Raw genomic sequence first — 21,603 nt, forward strand, 5'->3', positions numbered from 1 at the left:
CTCATGCAGCGCCTTCAGGCGCCAGTGGTGCCGGTATGGCGCGATCGGTTTCGCGCTTGAAGAAGAACAGCGTCACCAGGATCAGCGTCATCGGCAGCAGCGAGAAATAGAACGCGTGGATGCCACCGAAGCTGGAGAACACCAGTGCGGTGATGCGCGAGCCCAGCGTGCCGCCCAGCGCGGAGAAGATCACGATCAGGCCGGTCATCGACGCGTGGGAAGGCTTGGGCAGCGAGCTCAGCGCCACCGAATTGATTACGGGATAAATCGGCGCCATCAGCAGGCCGATCAAGGGAATGAGATAAGCCGCGAGCGGTGCGTTGAACCAGCCGGTATCGGCCGACACGGTGGCCTCGCGTGCAAGCGGCAGCACCAGCACAATCAGCGCCGCCATGCCGACCACGCACAGGTTGAGCAGCACGTGCCAGGGCATGCGACGCAGCAGTTGCCCGGCGAGGATGCGGCCCAGCGCGGTGGCGCCGGCGAGGATGCTCGCCATCTGGATACTCATCGCATTGGGCAGCTTGAGGATCTCGTTGTTGAACGTCGGCAGCCAGGTGCTGAAGCTCTGTTCGATCAGCACGTAGAGGAAGGCCGAGAGCAGGAATACGTAGACCAGCGTGCGCATCAGCAGTCGATACATCTGCCGGAACGCCTGGCCCATCGACGATGCCGTGCCGCCATGCGCCGCCGACTCGTCGAGATTCGCGCCCCACAGCAGCACTACGGTGCCGAAGCACATCGCCGACAGCACCCAGTACACGTTGAACCACGACGGGTTTTCAGGGTGGGCGTGGTCGATGAATGCGCTGAACAGCCAGCCGCTCGCCAGCACGCCCAGCATGAATAGGCCTTCGATGGTGTTGGTGAGACGACCGTGCTCCACCTTGTCGTTCGTGAGCAGGCCGATCGAGGAATACACGGAGACCTTCGCCAGCGCGAACGACACGCCGACGCAGGTGAACAGCAATTCGGTGGTGTGGAAACTTGGATAGAGCGGCATCAGCGCGCACGCGCTACCTACGATCACCAGCGCGAGGATCATGGCGCGGCGATAGCCCAGCTTGGGCAGGAAGGACGCCACCAGGAACGAGGTGACGGCAATCGGAAGGTCCTTGAACAGTTCGAGCAGGCTGGCCTGCGGCTTGTCGATGCCGAAAGTCTGGATGGACTGCAGGATGACGGTGCCCACGCTGTTCAGCAGGATCGCGAAGACCATGTAAATCGTCGCCAGCGCGGCGATCATGCGGTACCGGTTCATCCCCACCTCGTTTGACCAGGCCCAAAAAGGTTCCGGGGCCGACACGGTGTCGGTGGCCCCGGAACAGTCGAGGGAAGTGCTCTCTTAGAACTTGTACTTCACGGACACATTCACCTCACGACCTTCCAGCGGTCGGGCCAGGATCACGCCATCGGAACCTGCCGCCGAACCGAAGATACGCGAGTTGCTCTCGGTGAGGCCCAGCTGGTTCGTCATGTTGGTGCCCTGCAGGCGCAGTTCCCAGTTCTGCTGGATGTTGGCCACGATACCGAAGTCGAGCGTGTAGTAGGTGCCGAGCTGCTGCAGGCCGGACTGATCCTGCGTATGCGGACCCACATAGGTGTAGGTCACGAAGGCCAGCACATCGCCCCACGAGAACGGCATGTCGTAGCTCGGGGTGAACATGTAGCGGTGCTTCGGCTGGCGCTGCAGCTGCACGCCGTCGATGTAGGCGCAGCCGTTGCCGGCCACCTGGTTCACGTACGGGATACAGGCCGAGTAGTGCGAGTAATGGCCGTCGAGGTAGTTGGCCACCAGCTGCAGCTTCAGGTGATCGATCGGCGTGACCGCACCCACCAGGTTGACGCCCTTCGAGTCCGAACCGTACAGCAGCGGCTGGCCGACCGGCACGCCTTCGCCGTTGGTCGGCTGGTAGGGCAGGCCGTTGAACTGGCGGTGGTAGGCGCTGATGTCCGCGTAGACGTACTTGTTCTGGAACTTGAAGCCGCCTTCGAAGTTCTGGACCTTCTGCAGCGGCGGCGTGTTGCCGGTGGTGTTGCCGCGCAGCGCGTTGTCGAAGTCACCAAAGTGCGCACCCTTGTTGGCGCGGACGTACACCGACATCTGGTCGGTGATCTCGTAGTTCACGCCGAACGTCCACGAGGTGTGGGTCTTGTCGTAGTTGGTGGTGGCGAAGGTGCCGTTGCAGACCGGCACGGCATTGTCGTAATCGGTGAGCGGATTGCCGTCGAGATCCCTGTTGGTGGTGTTGCACACGTGCAGGGTGGAATCCTGGTTCTCCACGCGAGCGCCCACGTCGATCAGCCACTTGTCGATGCGCCAGGAGTCGGTGAGGTAGAACGCCTTGTTGGTCGACTGGCCGTGCTCGGTGATGTTGTAGGAGCCGTAGTCGAGCAGGCCCTGGTAATCGGTGAGCTGGTGGGTCAGGCCGTCCTTGCCGACATAGCTGACCTGGATGGGTCGCGCGTTCGGCGTATTGGTCATCAGCATCTGGTTGCCGAGGTTCCACTCATCGTTGTCGGTGTAGTGGGCCAGGTACAGGCCGGCAGTAAGCGTATTGCCTTCGAAGATTTCCTTGCTGATGTGGAAATCGTTGTTGACGTTCTTCAGGTGCTTGTGGATGAACCACCAGCCCTGGTGGATCACGCTCTGGTTCGGATCGACCGTGCCGCCGCCGTTGACGTAGGTGGCCTTGGCCGAGCCGGCCGGCAACGCAAAGCCGCCGAAGTCGGTGCTGAGGTTGTACAGCTCGTCATCGAGGCTGGCCGGGTTGGTGCCCGAGAAAAGCGCATTGGTGTCGACGTCGCCGCCATCGATGAGGAACTTGTCCGAGATGTTCCAGCCGTCGCCCAGGTCGTAGTCGAAATTCATGCCGATGAAGCTGAACTTCGCGCCGCGGCCGTTGGCCAGGTTCGCGCTGGTGCCGCCACCGGGGTAGCCCGGCAGGTTCACATGCTGGATGTACTTGCTGTTGTACGTGTCGGTGAGCGGATCAAAGCCCGGGTAGGCGCTGAAGTTGTCGGTGCCGGTCTGGATCAGCGGGATCGGCGTGATGAACTGGTTGCGGTCGTTGAGCTGGCGGGCGTAGAACACCAGCGAGCCGTTGTCCATGTCATGCGAGATCGTGGCGGTGAACTGGCCACCCTTGTCGGCCGGATAGCCCGGGCTGCGCACACCGTCCGAATCGCGGTAGAAGCCGCCGATGCTGCCGTACCACTTGTTTCCCAGCGGGAAGCCGAGGAAGCCATCCGTGCGCCACAGGCCTTCGTTGCCGTAGGTCATGCCGATGCTGCCGCTCGGCACATCGGTACCCTGCTTGAGGATGAAGTTGGCGGTGGCGCCCATCTGGCCATCGCCGTACATCACCGACGGACCACCCTGCAGGATTTCCGCGCGCTCGACGGTGTCGTCGAGGCGGAAGATCGAGGTGGTTTCGAAGAACGAGAGCGTGGGCATGCCGTACAGCGGCGAACCCATCATCTGCGTGGTGAAGAACGGTGCGTCGCCGCCGCCCGGGAAGCCGGCGATTTCGATGTTCGCGCCGGTCTGGCCGCCGGTGGATTCAGGCCACATGCCCGGCGACACCTTCAACAGGTCGGCCGTGCTCTTGGGGTTGGCTTCCTTGATCTGCTCGGCGCTGACGCTGACCACCGAGTAGCTGGCGTCGATCTTCTTCAGGCCGCCTGCCGCGGACGTACCCGTGACCACCACCTGGTCGAGCGTCTTGGCGCTTTTGGCGTCCGTGGGAGCGGCAGGCGCCGGCCCCTGATTCTGCGGTGTTGCGTCCTGAGCGTGCGTTGCGCCTACCGCCAAGGCGGTGAAGATCGCGGCTGCGAGTAACTGTCGGGTGATGCCTTGCGTGTTCATGGTCGTGCCTCCCCGCCCAAATCGGGCCACTTTACGTGTTGATATGCGACGCTTCGGCACACTCCGCCGTTGCGCGGTTCTTGTCTTCAACGAACTCCACGATGCGGAACTCGGTCAGGCCCGGCAGCACGACATCTGCCTCCCCAAGGGCCTCGCGATGGCCTATACCTACGGCGACCATGCCCGCAGCACGGATACTGGCAATGCCCGCGGCGGCGTCTTCCACGCCCAGGCAAGCGCCCGGCGCGACGCCCAATCCAGCAGCGGCGGCCAGGAAAATTTCAGGGTCAGGCTTGGAGCGCTCGATTTTCGAAGCGTCCACGATGTAGTCGAACAGATCGGCGATGCCGAGCCGCTCCAGCAACAGCGGCGCGTTGCGGCTCGCCGAAGCGAGCCCGACACGCAGGCCGGCGTTACGCGCCGCCTCGACAGCGCTGCGCGCACCCGGCAGCAGGTTGTCGGGGCCGAAGCTGCCGATCTGTTCGCGGTAATAGCGGTTTTTCCGTTCGCTGAGTTCGTCCTTCTCTGCTTCGGCATATGAACGCGGTGCGCGTTCGAGGAGGATCTCCAGCGAGCCGCGGCGATCCACGCCCTTCATGCGTTCGGCAAGCACTTCATCGAACGGCGCGTCGATTTCCCGAGCAAGCTGTTCCCATGCCGCGCGATGCACCACGGCGGTATCGGCGATCACGCCATCAAGATCGAAGATCACCGCGCGCAAGGCTTGCTGCGCACCGGCAACGCAGTGCGGCAACGACAACGCCTCGCCCTGGCGCAGATGCACCAGCTCGCCTTCATGGCGGAAACTCGCTTCGTCGCCGCGGGTGAGCGAGTAGCGCACCCCGGACTGGCTGACCTCCACGCGCAGATGCGAGCCGCGCCACTGCAGGCCAAAACGGTAGCCGCGCCATGCGTCCGGCAACTGCGGGGACAGCGACAGCTCACCGTGATGGATGCGCACGCCGCCGTAACCCCAGCACAGCGCCAGCCAGCTCCCGGCCATCGCGGCCATGTGCACACCGTGCGCGGCGTTGCCGTGCAGGTCGTCCAGGTCCACGCGCAAGGTGTCCTGGAAATAGCGCCAGGCCTTGTCTGCTTCGCCCACTTCCGCGGCGATCACGCTGAAGGTCGACGCCGAAAGCGTCGAATCATGCACCGTGACGCCTTCGTAGTAATCGAAGTTGCGGCGTTTCGCATCGCGCGACACGTCATCGCCTGCGAGCACCAGCGAAAGCAGCGTGTCCGCCTGCTTGCAGACCTGGTGCCGGTAGATGCTGAGCGGATGCAGCTGGAGCAGCAGCGGGCGCTTGGCCGTGCCGTGTGCCGGCGCGGGCATGCGCGGCTTGTCGAGGAAGGTGTCGTCCTGGGGGAAGATGCCGAGCTCGGCGTCCTCGCGCAGGTACATGGCATCGGCCGCACGCAGCCACTGCATCACCTCGAACGACTCCAGGCCGATGCGGCGAGAGAGTTCACCGAAGAAGCGCGGGTCGTATTCCTCCAGCCAGTGCGCGACCTGCGCCGCATCGCGCAGATGACGCTGCGCCATGCGATTGGTGTAGTGGTTGTTGTCCACCAGTGCGGTGTATTCGTCCGGACCGGTGACGCCGTGGATGCAGAAAGCGCCACCGCGTCGTGCATTGAAGTGCCCGATGTCCAGCCAGATGCGCGCCGTCTCGAACAGGATCTCCGCGCCGTGGTCGCGCAGGAATCCAAGGTCGCCGCTCACGTCCACGTACTGGCGGATCGCCCAGGCGACGGCGGCATTGATGTGGTACTGCGCCGAGCCGCTGGGGAAGTACGCCGAACACTCGTCGCCATTGATGGTGCGCCACGCATACAGCGCGCCGCGCGCATGATTGAGTTCGCGCGCGTGATGGCGTGCGCGCTCGAGCGTGCGGTAACGATAGGTGAGCATGCCGCGCGCCAGTTCCGGCGCGAGCGTCACCATCGCGGGCAGCATGAACGCCTCGGCGTCCCAGAAATAATGGCCTTCGTAGCCTTCGCCGGTCAGGCCCTTGGCCGCGGTGCTGCTGTGCCCGTCGCGGCTGCTCGACTGGAACACGTGGAAGAGGTTGAAGCGCAGCGCCTGCTCGGTATGCGGATCGCCGTCGACGGCGAGGTCGGCATGGCGCCACAGCATGTCGAACATCACGGCCTGGCGTGCCAGCAGTGCGTCGTAACCGGTTTCCTGCGCCTTCAGCAGGCTGGCGTCGGCCTGATCGAGCAGCGTCGTATCGGCATCGTCGCCGTGCGGCGCGGTCCAGGCGTAAGACACGTATTTCTCGAGAACGACCGACTCACCGGGAATCAGCTCGCCTTCGTAGACCTGCATGACGCCATGGGGCGCGAGGTTGGCGAGGCGGAATCCGAGCTGGCTGGCGTCGTAGGCGTGGCGCTGCATGCAGGCGACGCGAATCCCGCTGTGTGCCGTGTGCTGGAGCACGTAGGCCTGGTCTTCCTCGGCGCGGGCATCGTAGGTGGAAAAGCCACCGTCCAGGCGCGTGCCGATGCGCGGATCGTCGCCTTGTTCGACGGCATCGCGTGCCGTGCTGAGGGAGGACTCCAGCGTGATCGGCCCGTGGTAGTCGACCGAGCGCACGCGATAGCGGATGGCGAGCAGGGCGGGCGCGTCCAGGCAGACGATGCGCTCGGCTTCGATCTCCAGCGTGGCGCCATCCGGCGACCGCCAGCGCAGGCGACGTCGGTAGCAGCCAGTGCGCAGGTCGAGGGCGCGCTCGAAGTGGAGCCATTCGCCTTCGCTCAGTCGCACCGGCGTGTCGCCCAGGCGCAGATGGATACGCGTGCCGTCGGTGACCGGCACTCGGGTATCGGTGTGTGCCGCAAAGCCGGGGAAGCGTTCGTGGTATTCGATGGGCGCACGTTCCCACGCCCCGGCGAGGAAGCAGCCCTGGCTCGGGCTGTCATCCTCCTCGAGGCCGCCGCGGACGCCCAGACTGCCGTTCGAGAGGGCAAACAGGCTTTCGTCCTGGGCGAAAGCGGCGGGGTTCGTCTGGCAGCGGGTCAGCAGCCAGGGGTCGCAAGGCCTGCTATGCGCAGGCGGCATGACCGACGCCGTTTCATGGTGATCCACGCTCTCTCCCTGGCACGTTGTCGGCTTTGTGGGCGGCCGGCTCATGCGAGGGCAGCCCTGCTCTTGAAGTGGGCCGGAGCTTACAGCAATTGATATCGATATCAAGATATCGATATCAATTGCTGTATCGCAGCATCATTCGGAGTGATATCGATATCAATTGCGAAGAGGAGAGTGTGCTAGAAAGTGGGCGCACAGAGAGTGCCTTGTCCCCGGACTGCCCCCCAAGCCAGTGTTGGACGCGTCGGTCACAAACCGGGACACTTGCTGCTGCCACGGTCGGCGATGGCGCGGACTCCCGCGACATCATTCACAAGACATTGGGGCCAGGTCTTGAGTCGTAACCATAAGAAAGAAGAGGGTGTTTCGTCGCTTCCTGCCAGCCTCACCATGGCCGATCTGGCCAAGGTGGCCGGTGTATCCAAGATCACCGTGTCGAGGGCCTTGAGCGATAGTCCGCTGGTCAATCGCGAAACCCGGGAGCGCCTGCAGGCGCTCGCCCAGAACCTTGGCTACAAGCTGAACGTCAGCGCCCGCAACCTGCGTTTGCGGCGGAGCCACACGGTCGCGGTGATCGTGGAAATGAAGCCCTCGCATGACCGCACGATGCTCGATCCGTACCCGCTGATCCTGCTGGGCGGCATTTCCCAGGAACTGACGGCCCATGGTTACAGCGTGCTGCTGACCACCCGCCAGGGCGCAACGGCCGCCGCCGTGCAGGCGGCCGATGGACTGATCCTGCTGGGCCAGGGTTCTCGCCAGGACGCGGTGCGCCGCTTCGACAAGCTGGGCCTGCCCATGGTGGTGTGGGGCGCGCCGGGCGAGGGCGACGAGCACGTGGTGGTGGGCAGCGACAACCGCCAGGGCGGCAGCGTGGTCGCGGACCATTTCATGGCGCTGGGGCGCCGCAACCCGGTGTTTGTGGGCAACCCCAATCACCCTGAAATTTTCGATCGCCTCAACGGCTTCGTCGATGCACTCGCGGCGCACGGCATCAAGCCGCTGCTGATCCGACGCGATGAGTTCACCCTCAACTCGGGCATGGATGCGATGTATTCGCTGACCGAGCGCAAGGTGCCGTTCGATGCGGTGTTCGCCTGCAGCGACCTGCTCGCGATGGGCGCCATCCGCGCACTCAACAAGCTGGGCCGCAGCGTGCCCGGCGATGTATCGGTGGTGGGCTACGACGACATGCCGATCGCGTCCAGTTCCCTTCCGCCGCTGAGCTCGGTGCGACAGGACTGGCAGGAAGGCGGCACGCTGTTGGCGCGCAAGGTGCTCGCCATGATCAGCGACAAGGCCGTGCACTCCGAGGTGCTGCCGGTGGAGCTGATCGTTCGCGAGACGTGAGTCGGCGAAGTGCGGCCTCTCGCTGTGGGAGCGCACCCTGTGCGCGACGATCTGCAACGCAACCGGAAAACAGCCACAGAGATACATCGCGACGCCGCGGTCGCGCACAGGGTGCGCTCCCACAGGAAGAGGCCGGCTAAACCATCAGCTCGCCGCTGCGGCATCCCCGGTAGCGCGTCCCATGCGTGCAGGCGTCAGCACCAGACGGAAACAGCTGCCGCCGCCGGCCACGCGCACGTACTCCAGCGACGCCTGGTTCGCCTCGCTCATCTGGCGTGCCAGATAGAGACCGAGCCCCGTGCCGTATTCGTGCGTGGTGTAGAACGGCTCGAAGATCTGCGCGGCCACCTTGGGCGCAATGCCGGGACCGCGATCGATCACTTCGAGGATGGGCACGCCGTGTTCGCCGTGTCGCGCCACCACCATCACGCGCGCCGGCTCGCCCGGCATGCGGCCGTAGCGCAGCGCGTTCTGCACCAGGTTCCACACCACCTGCTGCAGCTGCTGCGGGTCGGCGACGGCGGCGACCGGCGTGCTGGCCTGGATCACGCGCAGCGAATCCTCGCCGATGTCGTTGCCCTGGCGGTATTCCTCGACGAACTGATTGGCCCACATGCCGAGGTCCAGCGTCTCCGGGCGCGAACGCTCGCGCCGCGACAGCTGCAGGATGTTCTCGATGATCTCGTTCAACCGCACGCAGTGGTTGTTGATGATCTCCACCATGCGCTGGTCGGTGGGAGGCAGGTCGTGCGATTCGGCGAGCAATTGCGCCGAGTAGCGGATCGCCGCCAGCGGGTTGCGGATCTCGTGCGCGATCGAGGCCGACAAGCGGCCCAGCGAGCTCAGCGTCAGCTCCTCCGCACGGCGCGACACCAGCGACGTGTCGTCGAGGAAGATCAGCACGTGGGAGTCATCGTTGGGCGCCAGGCGGCTGAAGCGCGGCACCACTTCGGGCACGCCGTCGGCCAGCTGGGTGGCCGATTCGTCCAGCTTGCCCGAGGTCATCCAGTGGTACAGACGGCGCGACAGCTCCGGCGCCACGCGGCCGAGGTCGCGCTGGTCTGCCGCTGGGTTGCCCAGCAGCATCCAGGCCGACTCGTTCATCTGGTGGATGCGGTTGGCGTCATCGACCAGCAGCACGCCGGTCTTCATGCGGCGGATGATGAGTTCGTTGACCTGCGCCAGGTTCGCCAGGTCCACGCCGCGCTGCTCGGCCAGCGCCTCGCTGGCGCGGATCTGCCGGCTCAGCACGTAACACAGCACGGTGATGGCGAAATAGGCCAGGCCGAACAGGCTGGACTCCAGCAGTTCGCGGTCCATGCCGCTATCGCCGTGCTGGAGCTCGAATACCGAATGGCCCAGTACACCAAGGGTGGCCACGGCGGCGAAGAAACAGGACAGGCGCAGCGGCAGGATCAGCGCGCCCGCAGCCAGGTTCACCGCCAGCATCATGGCGATGCCGATGCGGGCATCGTGCATGGTGGCGATGGCCAGCACGGCCGCGATGATGTCGACGATCAGGGCGGCCGAGACCGTCCAGCGGATATAGGGCGTGGAGCGTCGGGTCAGCGAGAGCATGCCCAGCGCGAACAGCAGGAACAGCACCGCCATGCCGCGGGCCAGGCCCACGTCCGCCAGCTTGGGCCAGCCCAGGGCGTGTGGGCTCAGCGCCAGGCCGACATAGACCAGGGCCTGCGCCAGGCGGAAGCAATTGAGGAACAGCAGCTCGTGGCGTGCCGCTTCGGGGGCAACGCGGGCGTTCGGGTACGCGGGCTGGACGGTGTCGGACACCTGGATGGGTACTCTCGTCTGGGCCGGAAGACGGTTCCGACCAGTATAGACATGGTCTTCACGGGCGCCAGTGGGGGCCGGCACAAGAGGGCTCCCGGGCGATGCCCCTTTCCATCGGGGGCCTCTTCCGCGAAAATAGGCGGCCGTATTGCGCGGTTTTCGTCATGTCGACAGGCAGGCGGCGGCGCACTGCATCCGGCAGCGCTTGTACCGCCGTCGTTCCCCTGACCGCCCCGGGCCCCACATCCCGTCGCGGCCGCCATGTTCTCCCGTACTCTCGAGGTATCCATGAATTTCCACGAGTACCAGGCCAAAGAATTGTTCGCGAAGTACGGCATTGCCGTGCCCCCGGGCAAGGTCGCCAACTCTCCCGATGCCGCTGTCGACGCCGCCAAGCACCTTGGTGGTTCGCAGTGGATGGTCAAGGCTCAGATCCACGCAGGCGGCCGCGGCAAGGCCGGCGGCGTCAAGTTCTGCAAGAGCCTCGACGACGTGCGCGCAGCTGCCAAGGGCATGCTGGGCACCAACATGGAAACCTACCAGTCGGCTGGCCGCGCGCTGCCGGTGAACCTGGTGCTGGTCACCGACGCCACGGATATCGCCAAGGAACTCTACCTGTCGATCCTGACGGACCGTGACAGCAAGTCGGTCTCGTTCATCGCCTCCAAGCACGGCGGCGTGGACATCGAACAGGTCGCCAAGGACACCCCGGAAGACATCCACACCATCGTGGTGGACTTCGTGGAAGGCCTGCAGCCGTACCAGTGTCGCCAGCTCGGCTTCGCCATGGACCTCAATGCGAAGCAGGTCGGCCAGCTGACCAAGATCATGCTGGGCCTGTACAAGCTGTTCAACGAGAAGGACCTGGCCCTGGTCGAGCTGAATCCGCTCGCCATCCTCGCCGACGGCAACCTCGCCGCCCTCGACGGCAAGGTCAACTCCGACGACAACGCCGAGTTCCGTCACCCGGACCTGGCCGCCATGCGCGACCTGACCCAGGAAGACCAGGCTGAAGCGGCTGCCGTGCAGCACAACCTCAACTACGTGACCATGGACGGCTCCATCGGCTGCATGGTCAACGGCGCAGGCCTGGCCATGGCCACCATGGACGTGATCCAGCTGGCAGGCGGCGAGCCGGCCAACTTCCTTGACGTCGGCGGCGGCGCCACCAAGGAGCGCGTGACCGAGGCGTTCAAGCTGATCCTGTCCTCCGACAAGGTGAAGGCCATCCTGGTCAACATCTTCGGCGGCATCGTGCGTTGCGACCTGATCGCCGAAGGCATCATCGCGGCCGTGAAGGAAGTGGGTCTGAAGATCCCCGTCGTGGTGCGCCTGCAGGGCACCAATGTGGAGCTGGGCCGCGAACTGCTGGCCAACTCCGGCCTGGCGATCACGCCGGCCGACGATCTCAACGATGCGGCGCAGAAAGCCGTGGCTGCGGCCAAGGCCTGAGGAGCAACTGAACCATGAGCGTTCTCGTCAACAAGAACACCAAGGTCCTCGTGCAGGGCTTCACCGGCCAGCAGGGCACCTTCCACGCGCAGCAGGCGCTGGACTACGGCACCAAGGTCGTCGGCGGCGTGACCCCGGGCAAGGGCGGCACCGAGCACATCGGCCTGCCGGTCTTCAACTCGGTCGCCGAAGCCGTCGATGAAACCGGCGCCGATGCGTCCGTCATCTTCGTGCCGCCGCCGTTCGCGGCTGACTCGATCCTCGAAGCCATCGATGCCGGCATCAAGGTCATCGTGGCCATCACCGAGGGCATCCCGGTGCTGGACATGCTGCGCGTGAAGAACGTGCTGGCCCAGCATCCGGAAACCGTGCTGATCGGGCCGAACTGCCCCGGCATCATCACCCCGGGCGAGTGCAAGATCGGCATCATGCCGGGTCACATCCACATGCCGGGCAAGGTCGGCATCGTGTCCCGTTCGGGCACGCTGACGTACGAATCGGTGTTCCAGACCACCAACGAAGGCCTGGGCCAGTCCACCGTGATCGGCATCGGCGGCGACCCGATCAACGGCCTGAGCTTCATCGACTGCCTGAAGATGTTCCAGGACGATCCGCAGACCGAAGGCATCATCATGGTCGGCGAAATCGGCGGTTCGGCTGAAGAAGACGCTGCCGAGTTCATCGGCGAGTACGTCACCAAGCCGGTCGTGTCGTTCATCGCTGGCGCTTCGGCCCCTCCGGGCAAGCGCATGGGCCATGCCGGCGCCATCATCTCGGGCGGCAAGGGCACGGCAGCGGCGAAGTTCGCTGCGCTGGAGAAGGCGGGCGTCACCACGGTGAAGTCCCCGGCCGACCTCGGCAAGACCCTTGCGGGTCTGATGAAGAAGTAAGTCATTCGGGTCTCATCGACCGAAGCAAAAAGGGCCGCAGCGATGCGGCCCTTTTTTATGCCTCTCCGCAGCGGCCGCCGTCTGTAGGAGCGCACCCAGTGCGCGATCGGCGAAGAACGAGGCGATGAAACACGCGAATACCGGCCCCTGGCTGTGCCCAAGGAAATAAGGGCTGCCTGCGGAATCTTTCATCCGGCGACCGGGTGATCGCGCACTGGGTGCGCTCCTACAGAAAACCCATCGTCGTTTAGCGCAACCGCTGTTTGGCGGCCTGCAGCAGCGCGGTGGTCACCCGCGCAAGCGTCTCGGAATGAATCGCCCAATGCTGCCAGTACAGCGGCACGTCCAGCCATCGCTTCGGCGCAATGGGCTGCAGCGCGGCTTCGGCGAAAGGCTTCTCGAGCATCGATTCCGGTGCCATGGCCCAGCCGAGGCCCAGCGCGGCACCTTCAACAAAGGCGGTGGAGGAGGGCAGGTAGTGCATGGGCGGTGCGAGGCGCGCTCGCGTCACGCTGTGGATGAATCGCCACTGCAGCTCATCCTTGCGATTGAACACGAGCATGGGTGCCTTCGCCAGCGAGGCGGCGTCGACGCCACGCGGGAAATACCGTTTCACGAAGGCGGGCGATGCCACCGGGAGGTAACGCATCACGCCCAGCTTCTTCACCACGCATCCCTGCACCGGTTGCGCTATAGCGGTGATGGCGCCTAGCACTGAACCATCCCGCAGGAAGTCGGTGGAATGGTCCTGGTCCTCGACGCGCACATCGAACAGCAACTGGTGCCGCTCATGCAGCTCCGCCAATGCGGACAGGAACCAGGTGGCCAGGGAGTCCGCGTTGACGGCGATCGCGGCCGACACTGGGCCTTCGTCACCGGACGCCACGTGGAATGCTTCCAGCGTCTCCGCTTCCAGCAGGCGCAGTTGCTGCACACTCCTGAGCAGGCGCTTGCCAGCGGCTGTCGCCTCGCAGGGCGTGCGGCGGAGGATCAAGACCTGACCAAGACGATCTTCGAGTGCCTTGATGCGTTGGGACACAGCTGACGGTGTCAGTGACAGACGCTGTGCTGCCGCATCGAAGCTGCCCTCGTCCAGGACTGCAGCGAATGCCGTGAGTTGGGGGTTGAGCAGGCTCATCCGATGACCTCCATGCTATGCCCGCGGGAGGACGACGCCCGGCGCGATGGCAGCGCCAGAGCCATTGGCGACGGGCAACGATCACTCATTGCAGGCGTCCCGCGGAGATTAGTAAATCTTAACCGTCTTCAGTAAGTTTAGTTTTACTGAATCAGGGTATTGCGCCAAAGTGGCGGCCTGTCCTGAAGGTCTCCCTATGTCTCCGACTGCTTACCTTGCCGGTCTTGCCGCTGGCGCGGGCCTGATCATCGCGATCGGCGCGCAGAATGCCTTTGTCCTGCGGCAGGGCTTGCAGCGCGCCCACGTCGGTTCGGTGGTGCTGGTCTGCATCGTGGCCGACATCAGCCTGATCCTGCTCGGTGTCGCGGGCATGGGGTTGGCGGTGCAGCAGCATCCGGGCCTGCTGCAATGGCTGCGTTACGTGGGTGCCGCCTTCCTCGCTGCGTACGGGTTGTTTGCCTTGAGGCGTGCCTGGCGTGGTGAAAGCGGCCTGCAGCCGGCGGGTGATGGCGTGGGCAATCGGGGTCGCATCGTGCTCGCCTGCCTGGGCTTCACGCTGCTCAACCCGCATGTCTATCTCGATACCGTGGTGTTGCTCGGCAGCCTGTCGACGCATTACGACGGTGGTGGGCGCTGGGCGTTCGCCGCGGGCGCCTCCACCGCAAGCGTGGTGTGGTTTGTGTCGCTGGGCTATGGCGCGCGTGCGTTGTTGCCGATCTTCCGCAGTCCGATCGCCTGGCGTGTATTCGATGTAGCGGTTGCCGCTTTCATGCTGACCCTGGCCGCGGTGCTCCTGTTTCAGCCGGTGACCTGAGCTCCGCGTGCGGTCAGGGCGGCACGCTAAGGTTCGCTGCGTATCTCGCGATCGCCCGGCGTCGGCGACTCCGGCCGTTCCGCCTCGCTGGGCGGAGTACGACGCCGCGCCTTGTGCTCGTACATCATGCGATCGGCCTGGCGCACGAGGGCCGTGAATTCCGCCGCGCCAGGCGCGCTGCCGCTCGGCGCGCGACATACGCCGAAGCTGAGCCCCGCGCTGGAAAATCCCTGTCGCGAGAGTTTTTCGTCGAGCCGGACGAGGGCGCGCGTAAGGCGATGCATCGCCAGCTCGTCGCCGAAGGCGATCACCGCGAATTCGTCTCCACCGAGCCGGAATGCGCGTCCATCGCAGGGCAGGGCCGCCAGGCCGTTGGCGGCGGCTTGCAGCAAGGCGTCGCCACGCGCGTGGCCTTCGCTGTCGTTGATCTGCTTGAGGCCGTCCAGGTCGATCACCGCAACCTGCCAGCTGCCCGGCGTAGCGATGTCACCCGCCTGCCCGACGATCTCTTCGATGCGCATATTGAAGGCCAGTCGATTGCCCAGGCCCGTCAACGGATCGGTAGAGGCACGCGCGACGGCATCGAGCATGCCCTGGCGGAAACGCTCGCGCGCCGCCTGCACCAGCTTCACGTGATCGGCGAGTGCGAAGGCCAGCAACATGGCCTCGCAACTGTTGCCGATCAACGTGAGCAGGTCGGCGTTGTCCACCGGGCTGGCCATCAGGCCGAAATTCACCGGCAGGATGACGGCGCCCGGCACGAGCACGCAGACATAGGCGAGCGCAAAGAAGCGCGCCTGGCGTATGCCGTTGAGCATTGCCCACAGACCGCAGCTGGCGGAGAACAGCACCACGGAGGTGATCGCGATGGTGGCAATGAGGAAGGCAAGCGACGGCAGCGCCAGCGACACCGGCAGGGCCACCAGGCTGGCGATCACGATGCCGTAGCCGATACGCGTGGCGCGCGGCGCGTGCCGGGCCAGTTCCAGGAAGCGGATGGTGAACGGTGCGTGCACCACCGGTACGAGGATGAACCAGAGCGTGAAATTGAAGCGACCGTCCCTGAGGCCCAGCCAGTCCTCGGGCAGCCCGAAGAACGACGCCCAACCGGCCATGAGGATCAGCGACTGGCAGCCGTACAGCGTGTAGCTGGCGTTGCGCGTCCACAGGCCCACGAACAGGATGAATACACCCAGCCCGCACAGCACTCCGAGCGAAAGCAGCATGAGTGCCGATTCGCTTGTCAGCCGTCGCCGGTATTGCTCGCGCGTCTGCAGGTCGACGCGCGGCGGCGCCGTGAAGAAAGGCGTGGTGACGCGGATGACGACGGCGTAGCGATGTCCCGGTTGCAGGTTCACCGGCGCGAGGCCGCGCAGCATGAAGTTGGTGTCGATGCCCCGCCCGGCATCGAATGATTGCCGCGTGCCGTCGTCGCCAAGCACGTGCAGGCTGGCCTGGCGGTAGTAGGTGTTGCTGAAGGTGACGACCCAGTCCCGATCCAGGAAGGTGGGCGGGAGGCTGGCCACCAGCCAGTAGTCGCCGCCGTACATGCTTATTCGTGGAATGGCCTGCCGGGAGGCCCGCCAGGCGGACAGCGTGCGAAAGTCCTGCGGCGGCTGCTCGCCGGGAAGCGCGCGGTAGGTAGCCACGGCGGGTTCCATCGGCGCCGGTCCGAACAACGGATAAGGCGTACCGGCGTGCGCCCATGGCGCAACGAGGAACAGCAGCAACAGCCATGCGCCGCGCCACCAGGTGCCTGGCGATACGGGTGAAGCAGTCGTTCCGATGGCCCCGCGATGACGCAACGCTGCCCCCTGTCCGTCTGCGTCAGGGGATCGTAGCACCCGCTTCCAGGGCTCGAGTGAAGGCTCGTGAGGGACCGGCTGGCCTGAATTTCGCGGGCTTCGCGGCAGGGCTCGGGTATCATTTCAGGCCCCAGAGCCAGGTCCCCCACGGCATGTCATCCCTACGTTTCGCGCTAGCGCAGTTTGATTTCCCGGTCGGTGCAGTGGCGGCCAACGCCGCCAAGGTGGGGGACCTGATAGCGCAGGCGCGTGAGGGCGGGGCGTCGCTGGTGGCATTTCCCGAGCTCACCCTGAGCGGCTATCCGCCGGAAGACCTGCTGTTGCGTCCGAGTTTTCTGGTCGCCTGCCAGTGCGAACTCAATGCCCTGGCCGGTGCGACCAACGGCGTGGCCGCGCTGGTCGGCCACCCGCATAGCGAAGGCGAGGTCTACAACGCCGCCAGTCTGCTGCGTGGCGGGCGCATCGAACTCACCACGCACAAGCAGGCACTGCCGAACTACGGCGTGTTCGACGACAAGCGCTATTTCCGCCCTGGCAATGAAAGCGCCGTGGCGTCGATCGATGGCGTGCCCGTCGGCATGCTGATCTGCGAGGACATCTGGGAGCCGGAAGCGGCAGCCCAGGCCGCGGCAGCGGGTGCCGAGCTCATCGTGGTGATCAACGCTTCGCCTTGGGATGACGCCAAGCAGCCCGATCGCGAGCGCGTGCTGACGGCGCGCGCGCAGGAAACCGGCTGCGCGATCGCCTATCTCAACCTGATCGGTGGCCAGGACGAAGTCGTGTACGACGGCGGCTCGCTACTGGTGAATGGCGACGGCACCGTGGCCGCGCGTGCACCGAACTTCGTTGATGCCATGCTGTGGGTGGATTTCGACAGCGAAACACGCACGCTGCGCCCGGACGGCTGGCCGAATGCGGGCGATGTTTCGTCGGAGGCGACGCTCTACGCGGCGCTGGTACGTGGCATTCGCGATTACATCGAAAAGAACGGTTTCCCGGGCGTGCTGCTGGGCCTTTCCGGAGGCATCGATTCCGCGCTGACGCTGGCGCTGGCGGTGGATGCCCTGGGCGCCGAGCGCGTGACGGCGGTGATGATGCCGACGCGCTACACCTCGCAGCTTTCGCTGGACGGCGCACGCGCCCAGGCCGAGCAGCTGGGCGTGGAGTACCACATCATCAACATCGAGCCGATGGTGGATGCCTTCCTCGGCGCGCTCACCCCGGCGTTCGCCGGCAAGCAGGCGGACACCACCGAGGAGAATCTGCAGTCGCGCACGCGTGGCGTGACGCTGATGGCCCTCTCCAACAAGCACGGCCGCCTGTTGCTCGCCACCGGCAACAAGAGCGAAATGGCCGTCGGCTATGCGACGCTGTATGGCGACATGTGCGGCGCCTATGCGCCGCTCAAGGATGTCTACAAGACCGCGGTCTATCGCCTGTCGCGCTGGCGCAATGCGCACGCGGTGCAACGCGGCGAAGCGGAGGCGATTCCCTCCGCGGTCATCGATCGCCCGCCGTCGGCCGAATTGCGCGACAACCAGACCGACCAGGATTCGCTGCCACCTTACGACGAGCTGGACGCCATCCTCGCGCGCTTCATCGAGGGCGAAGAATCGCAGGCGGAAATCGCAGCCCATGGGTTCCATGCCGATACCGTACGCCGCGTGGTGCGCTTGGTACTGCTCAACGAGTTCAAGCGTCGCCAATCGGCACCGGGCCCGCGCGTGACCACGCGGGCGTTCGGGCGCGAGCGGCGGTATCCGATTACCTCAGGCTGGAAATAAGCAGAACCCCGCCCTTGTAGGAGCGCACCCAGTGCGCGATCGGCGTGCGTCACGGTGAATTTTCTCCAGTGCCGCTCAGGGTGCGTGCGTTGCGGCTTCTAAGCTTCGTAGGCTTTTCGCGCACTGGGTGCGCTCCTACAGAGGTAAATGGAGCCCAAAGAAAAAGGCCGGTGGTTTCCCACCGGCCTTTTTTCATGCTTTCCGGAAACCCAGGGGGTCGATCAATGGTGCCCCGAGAACGGAATCATCTTGCGGATCAGCGACGGCGAGTGCGGCCACTTCGGGTCGGTCAGGTACGGATGGTTCGGGTAGTTCGCGGCCAGCACCTGGCGGGTCTGGTCGGCCAGGCCCTTCTGGTCCATCGACAGGTAGCTGCGGGTCAGGATGGCCAGCGCGTCGCCGGTCTGCGGCGCCTGCTGGTAGTGCTCGATCACGTACTGGGCGCGGTTCGCGGAGGCCACGTAGGCCTTGTTGCGCAGGTAGTACTCGGCGACGTTGATTTCGAACTGGGCCAGCAGGTTGCGCAGGTAGATCATGCGCTGGCGGGCATCGGCCGTGTAGGCGCTGTCCGGGAAGCGGCGCGACAGCTCCGAGAAGTCGTCGAACGACTTCAGGTTGAAGCCCTGGTCACGACGGGTCTGCGGCTCGCCCGACTGCAGCATGCGCTCCATGGCGCCGCCGGTGCGATCAAAATTGATCAGACCGCGCAGGTAATAGGCATAATCCACATGCTTGTGGGTCGGATACGTCTTGATGAAGCGGTTGACCGTGGAATAGGCGTCATCCGGCTGGTTGTCTTTGTATTGGGAGTAGGCCAGGTCAAGCTGGGCCTGCTCGTTGTAGTCACCGGAAGGGAAGCGCGCGATCAGTCGCTGGTACGCTTTACTCGCTGCCGAATAGTCGGCGTGCTGCAGTGACTCACTGGCTTTGGCGTAAAGCTTGTCCACCGGGAGGGTGTCGTTGGTGTCCTTCTTGTGGCCGAACATCGAGCAAGCGCTCATCGACAGGGCGATGGCGAGCACGACAAAGACTTTGAAAGCCGGCAGCTTGGTTACGCGCATGGATAAGGGTTCAGATGTTTGATCGAAAAGGGATGATAGCCGAAACCACCGGTTGCCCGGGCGGAAGGCCATGACGACCATCCGTCACGAGGCCACCGTGCCGTTGTCGGCCGCAGGTCGGAGGTTCGACCAGGCTTTGGCCGAGATGTTCCCGGACTACTCAAGGTCCCGCCTCACGGCGTGGATCAAGGCCGGGGCCGTCACACTGGATGGCGTCCAGGCGCCGCCGCGCCAGCTGTTGCGGGGCGGGGAGAAGGTCCGGCTCGAGGCCGAGCTGGAGACCGAGGTGGAGCTGGCCCCCGAGGCCATCGCGCTGGACATCGTCCACGAGGACGAGCACGTGCTGGTGGTGAACAAGCCGGCCGGCCTGGTCGTGCACCCGGGCGCGGGAAACAGCGCCGGCACGATGCTGAATGCCTTGCTGCACCACGATCCTGTGCTGGCCCACCTGCCGCGTGGCGGCATCGTGCACCGGCTGGACAAGGACACCTCGGGCCTGATGGTGGTGGCCAAGACGCTGCCGGCGCACACGGCGCTGGTGGACATGCTGTCCCGTCACGACGTGGAGCGGCAGTACGAGGCCGTGGTGCTGGGCACCCTGGTGGCTGGCGGCACGGTGGATGCCCCGATCGGCCGCCACATGGGCGATCGCCTGCGCCAGGCGGTTCGCGATGAGGAGGACGGCAAGCGTGCCGTCACCCATTACCGCCTGCGCGAGCGCTTCCGGGCCCACAGCCTGCTCCAGTGCAGCCTGGAAACCGGCCGCACGCACCAGATCCGCGTGCATATGGCGCATATCAACCATCCCCTGGTCGGTGACCCCTTGTACGGCGGCGGCCTGAGGCTGCCCAAGGGCGCGACGCCCGAGCTGGTGGCGGCCCTGCGCGGCTTCCGCCGACAGGCGCTGCATGCCGAACGGCTGGCTTTCGAGCACCCGGTGACCGGAGAGCCGATGTCCTTCAGTGCCGAGCGCCCTGCCGACCAGCAGGGGCTGATCGACGCCCTGCGCGCCGACACCGCCCAGGCTGGGTTGGACGAGTGGCAGTAAGCCCGTGACGTTGTCCGAGGCATGGGTCATCCCCGACTGGCCGGCCCCGCCACGCGTGCGCGCCGCCGTCAGTACCCGGCAGGGGCCGGGGGTGTCCGCCGGGCTTTATGGCCGGCTGAACCTAGGGGCCCGGGCCGGCGATGCTGCCGAAGCGGTCGAAAGCAACCGCCGCGCCGTGCAGCGGGCGCTCGAGCTGCCCAGGGCGCCGCACTGGCTGCAACAGGTCCACGGGATCGAGGTGGCAGACATCGACGGGGAAACGCCCGAGGGCGAGCCGCGGGCCGATGCCGCCGTCACCTGCCAGGCCGGCGAGCCGCTGGCCATCCTGACCGCCGACTGCCTGCCTGTGCTGTTCTGCACGCAGGACGGCAGCGGAGTCGCCGCCGCCCACGCGGGCTGGCGCGGGCTGGCCGGGGGCGTGCTGGAGGCGGCCCTGGTGTCGCTGCCGTCGCCGCCCGGACAGGTCATGGCGTGGCTGGGGCCGTGCATCGGCGCGCCCAGCTACGAAGTGGGGGAAGAGGTCCGCGAGGCCTTCATCGGGACAGATCCCGGCGCCGCGGCCTGCTTCACGCCCACGCACCCCGGCCATTGGCTGTGCGATCTCGCCGGGCTGGCCGATCGCCGCCTGCGGGCGGCCGGCATAGGGAGCGTCCATGGCGGTGGCTTCGATACCCGGATCGACGACCGCTTCTATTCCTACCGACGGGACGGGGCCCAGAGTGGCCGCTTCGCCAGCCTGATCTGGCTGGCGCCCTAGACGGCGGAGCCGGTCCTGCGGCTGGAAAGTTGACGCAAGGCTCGTGAAGGGAGCAGATTGGCGCAGTCGTGCCGCAGGAAGGGGCGGAGGACGGCATCCGCAGCCCGCATCAATACGCATTCCAGGGAGGTCACATGAAGCGCAGTCATGTTGTCGCGTTTGTCGGTGCATTGTCGGTCATGGGAGGCGCCGCGATGGCGTCCACCTCGTCCGGTTCGTTGAACCCATTTCCGCAGCGCGTGCTGCCGGTACTCGTACAGGTCAACTCGGACGGCAAGGTGACCTCGGCATCGCCTGCCATCACGCTCGAGCCGCAGATGAGCCGGCTGCTTTCCAAGAATGTGAGCGAGATGGTCACCAGGCCGGCCGAGGCGCACGGGCGCCCGATCGCCAGCCAGTTCATCCTCAACCTGCAGCTCGAGGCAGAGAAGCGGCCGGACGGCAACTATGACGCCCACTTTGTGTCGGTCTCCACCCAGCCCGTGCCCGCGGGCAACTGGCACTGGGTGGACGTCGAAGGGCGGATGTGGGCGTTGGCGGGGCCTGATGGCCATATGCCGTTCCAGCGCGACACACTGAGGGAGCCGGTGCATCGGGACAGCAGCAACTCGTACAGCCCCGCCAGCACTTCGGCCCCACCGTCGTCCGGCGCCAATGCGCCAGCCGCGGCACAGGGTGCAGGACACGGCCCCTGAGCAAGGGTTGCCACCCACGAACGAAAAGCCCGCCGATCTGGCGGGCTTTTTCTTTGCCG

The 21,603-nt window shown here is 65.5% G+C and carries 15 protein-coding genes; 8 read left to right on the forward strand and 7 right to left on the reverse strand.

From position 1 onward, the window contains the following. Position 1 precedes the first annotated feature (1 nt). The 3 genes from EPB08_RS03575 to pgmB form a co-directional block, all read right to left on the reverse strand. Positions 2-1,261 (reverse strand): MFS transporter, encoded by a 1,260-nt coding sequence (locus EPB08_RS03575; RefSeq protein WP_229238196.1) that lies wholly within the window; start codon positions 1,259-1,261, stop codon positions 2-4. An 84-nt stretch (positions 1,262-1,345) separates the two neighbouring features. After that, on the reverse strand, positions 1,346-3,868 hold the full coding sequence (locus tag EPB08_RS03580) for a TonB-dependent receptor (protein ID WP_130617664.1): 2,523 nt from the start codon (positions 3,866-3,868) through the stop codon (positions 1,346-1,348). 31 nt (positions 3,869-3,899) lie between these two features. Continuing rightward, positions 3,900-6,959: a beta-phosphoglucomutase gene (gene pgmB, locus EPB08_RS03585; RefSeq protein ID WP_229238197.1), complete on the reverse strand. Its 3,060-nt coding sequence runs from the start codon at positions 6,957-6,959 to the stop codon at positions 3,900-3,902. 390 nt (positions 6,960-7,349) lie between these two features. Here pgmB and EPB08_RS03590 point away from each other — a divergent pair, with 390 nt between their 5' ends. Continuing rightward, positions 7,350-8,309, forward strand: coding sequence for a LacI family DNA-binding transcriptional regulator (locus EPB08_RS03590; RefSeq protein ID WP_130617898.1), 960 nt, complete (start codon positions 7,350-7,352; stop codon positions 8,307-8,309). 144 nt (positions 8,310-8,453) lie between these two features. Here EPB08_RS03590 and EPB08_RS03595 read toward each other — a convergent pair whose 3' ends face one another. Beyond that, positions 8,454-10,100, reverse strand: coding sequence for a sensor histidine kinase (locus tag EPB08_RS03595; protein WP_130617666.1), 1,647 nt, complete (start codon positions 10,098-10,100; stop codon positions 8,454-8,456). Positions 10,101-10,388: 288 nt separating this feature from the next. Between EPB08_RS03595 and sucC the strand changes: the two genes are divergently transcribed. Continuing rightward, entirely contained in the window at positions 10,389-11,552 is a 1,164-nt protein-coding gene (sucC, locus tag EPB08_RS03600) for an ADP-forming succinate--CoA ligase subunit beta (protein WP_130617667.1), read from the forward strand. 14 nt (positions 11,553-11,566) lie between these two features. Continuing rightward, complete coding sequence (gene sucD / locus EPB08_RS03605) at positions 11,567-12,442, forward strand: succinate--CoA ligase subunit alpha (protein ID WP_109124142.1); 876 nt, start codon at positions 11,567-11,569, stop codon at positions 12,440-12,442. A 247-nt stretch (positions 12,443-12,689) separates the two neighbouring features. On the opposite strand, the gene EPB08_RS03610 is transcribed toward sucD, so the two are convergent. After that, positions 12,690-13,580: a LysR family transcriptional regulator ArgP gene (locus tag EPB08_RS03610; protein WP_130617668.1), complete on the reverse strand. Its 891-nt coding sequence runs from the start codon at positions 13,578-13,580 to the stop codon at positions 12,690-12,692. Between the two features lie 196 nt (positions 13,581-13,776). On the opposite strand from EPB08_RS03610, the gene EPB08_RS03615 reads away from it, so the two are divergent. Then, a complete protein-coding gene (locus tag EPB08_RS03615; protein WP_130617669.1) occupies positions 13,777-14,394 on the forward strand; it encodes a LysE/ArgO family amino acid transporter in 618 nt (205 codons plus the stop codon). Between the two features lie 26 nt (positions 14,395-14,420). Here the strand turns inward: EPB08_RS03615 and EPB08_RS03620 are convergent, their stop codons facing one another. Further along, entirely contained in the window at positions 14,421-16,199 is a 1,779-nt protein-coding gene (locus tag EPB08_RS03620) for a GGDEF domain-containing protein (protein ID WP_130617670.1), read from the reverse strand. Positions 16,200-16,351: 152 nt separating this feature from the next. On the opposite strand from EPB08_RS03620, the gene EPB08_RS03625 reads away from it, so the two are divergent. Beyond that, positions 16,352-17,983, forward strand: coding sequence for an NAD+ synthase (locus tag EPB08_RS03625; protein ID WP_130617671.1), 1,632 nt, complete (start codon positions 16,352-16,354; stop codon positions 17,981-17,983). Between the two features lie 221 nt (positions 17,984-18,204). Here EPB08_RS03625 and EPB08_RS03630 read toward each other — a convergent pair whose 3' ends face one another. Then, positions 18,205-19,044 carry an outer membrane protein assembly factor BamD gene (locus tag EPB08_RS03630; RefSeq protein ID WP_130617672.1) on the reverse strand — a complete coding sequence of 280 codons (840 nt, stop codon included), beginning with the start codon at positions 19,042-19,044 and terminating at the stop codon, positions 18,205-18,207. Between the two features lie 70 nt (positions 19,045-19,114). Between EPB08_RS03630 and rluD the strand changes: the two genes are divergently transcribed. The 3 genes from rluD (at position 19,115) to EPB08_RS03645 (ending at position 21,544) form a co-directional block, all read left to right on the forward strand. Beyond that, on the forward strand, positions 19,115-20,092 hold the full coding sequence (gene rluD / locus EPB08_RS03635; protein WP_130617673.1) for a 23S rRNA pseudouridine(1911/1915/1917) synthase RluD: 978 nt from the start codon (positions 19,115-19,117) through the stop codon (positions 20,090-20,092). Between the two features lie 10 nt (positions 20,093-20,102). Beyond that, complete coding sequence (gene pgeF, locus EPB08_RS03640) at positions 20,103-20,849, forward strand: peptidoglycan editing factor PgeF (RefSeq protein ID WP_130617899.1); 747 nt, start codon at positions 20,103-20,105, stop codon at positions 20,847-20,849. Positions 20,850-20,983: 134 nt separating this feature from the next. Beyond that, positions 20,984-21,544 carry a hypothetical protein gene (locus EPB08_RS03645; RefSeq protein WP_130617674.1) on the forward strand — a complete coding sequence of 187 codons (561 nt, stop codon included), beginning with the start codon at positions 20,984-20,986 and terminating at the stop codon, positions 21,542-21,544. Positions 21,545-21,603 lie beyond the last annotated feature (59 nt).

Origin of the sequence: Dyella amyloliquefaciens, assembly GCF_004296575.1 — a bacterium.
GTDB classification, from domain to species: domain Bacteria; phylum Pseudomonadota; class Gammaproteobacteria; order Xanthomonadales; family Rhodanobacteraceae; genus Dyella; species Dyella amyloliquefaciens.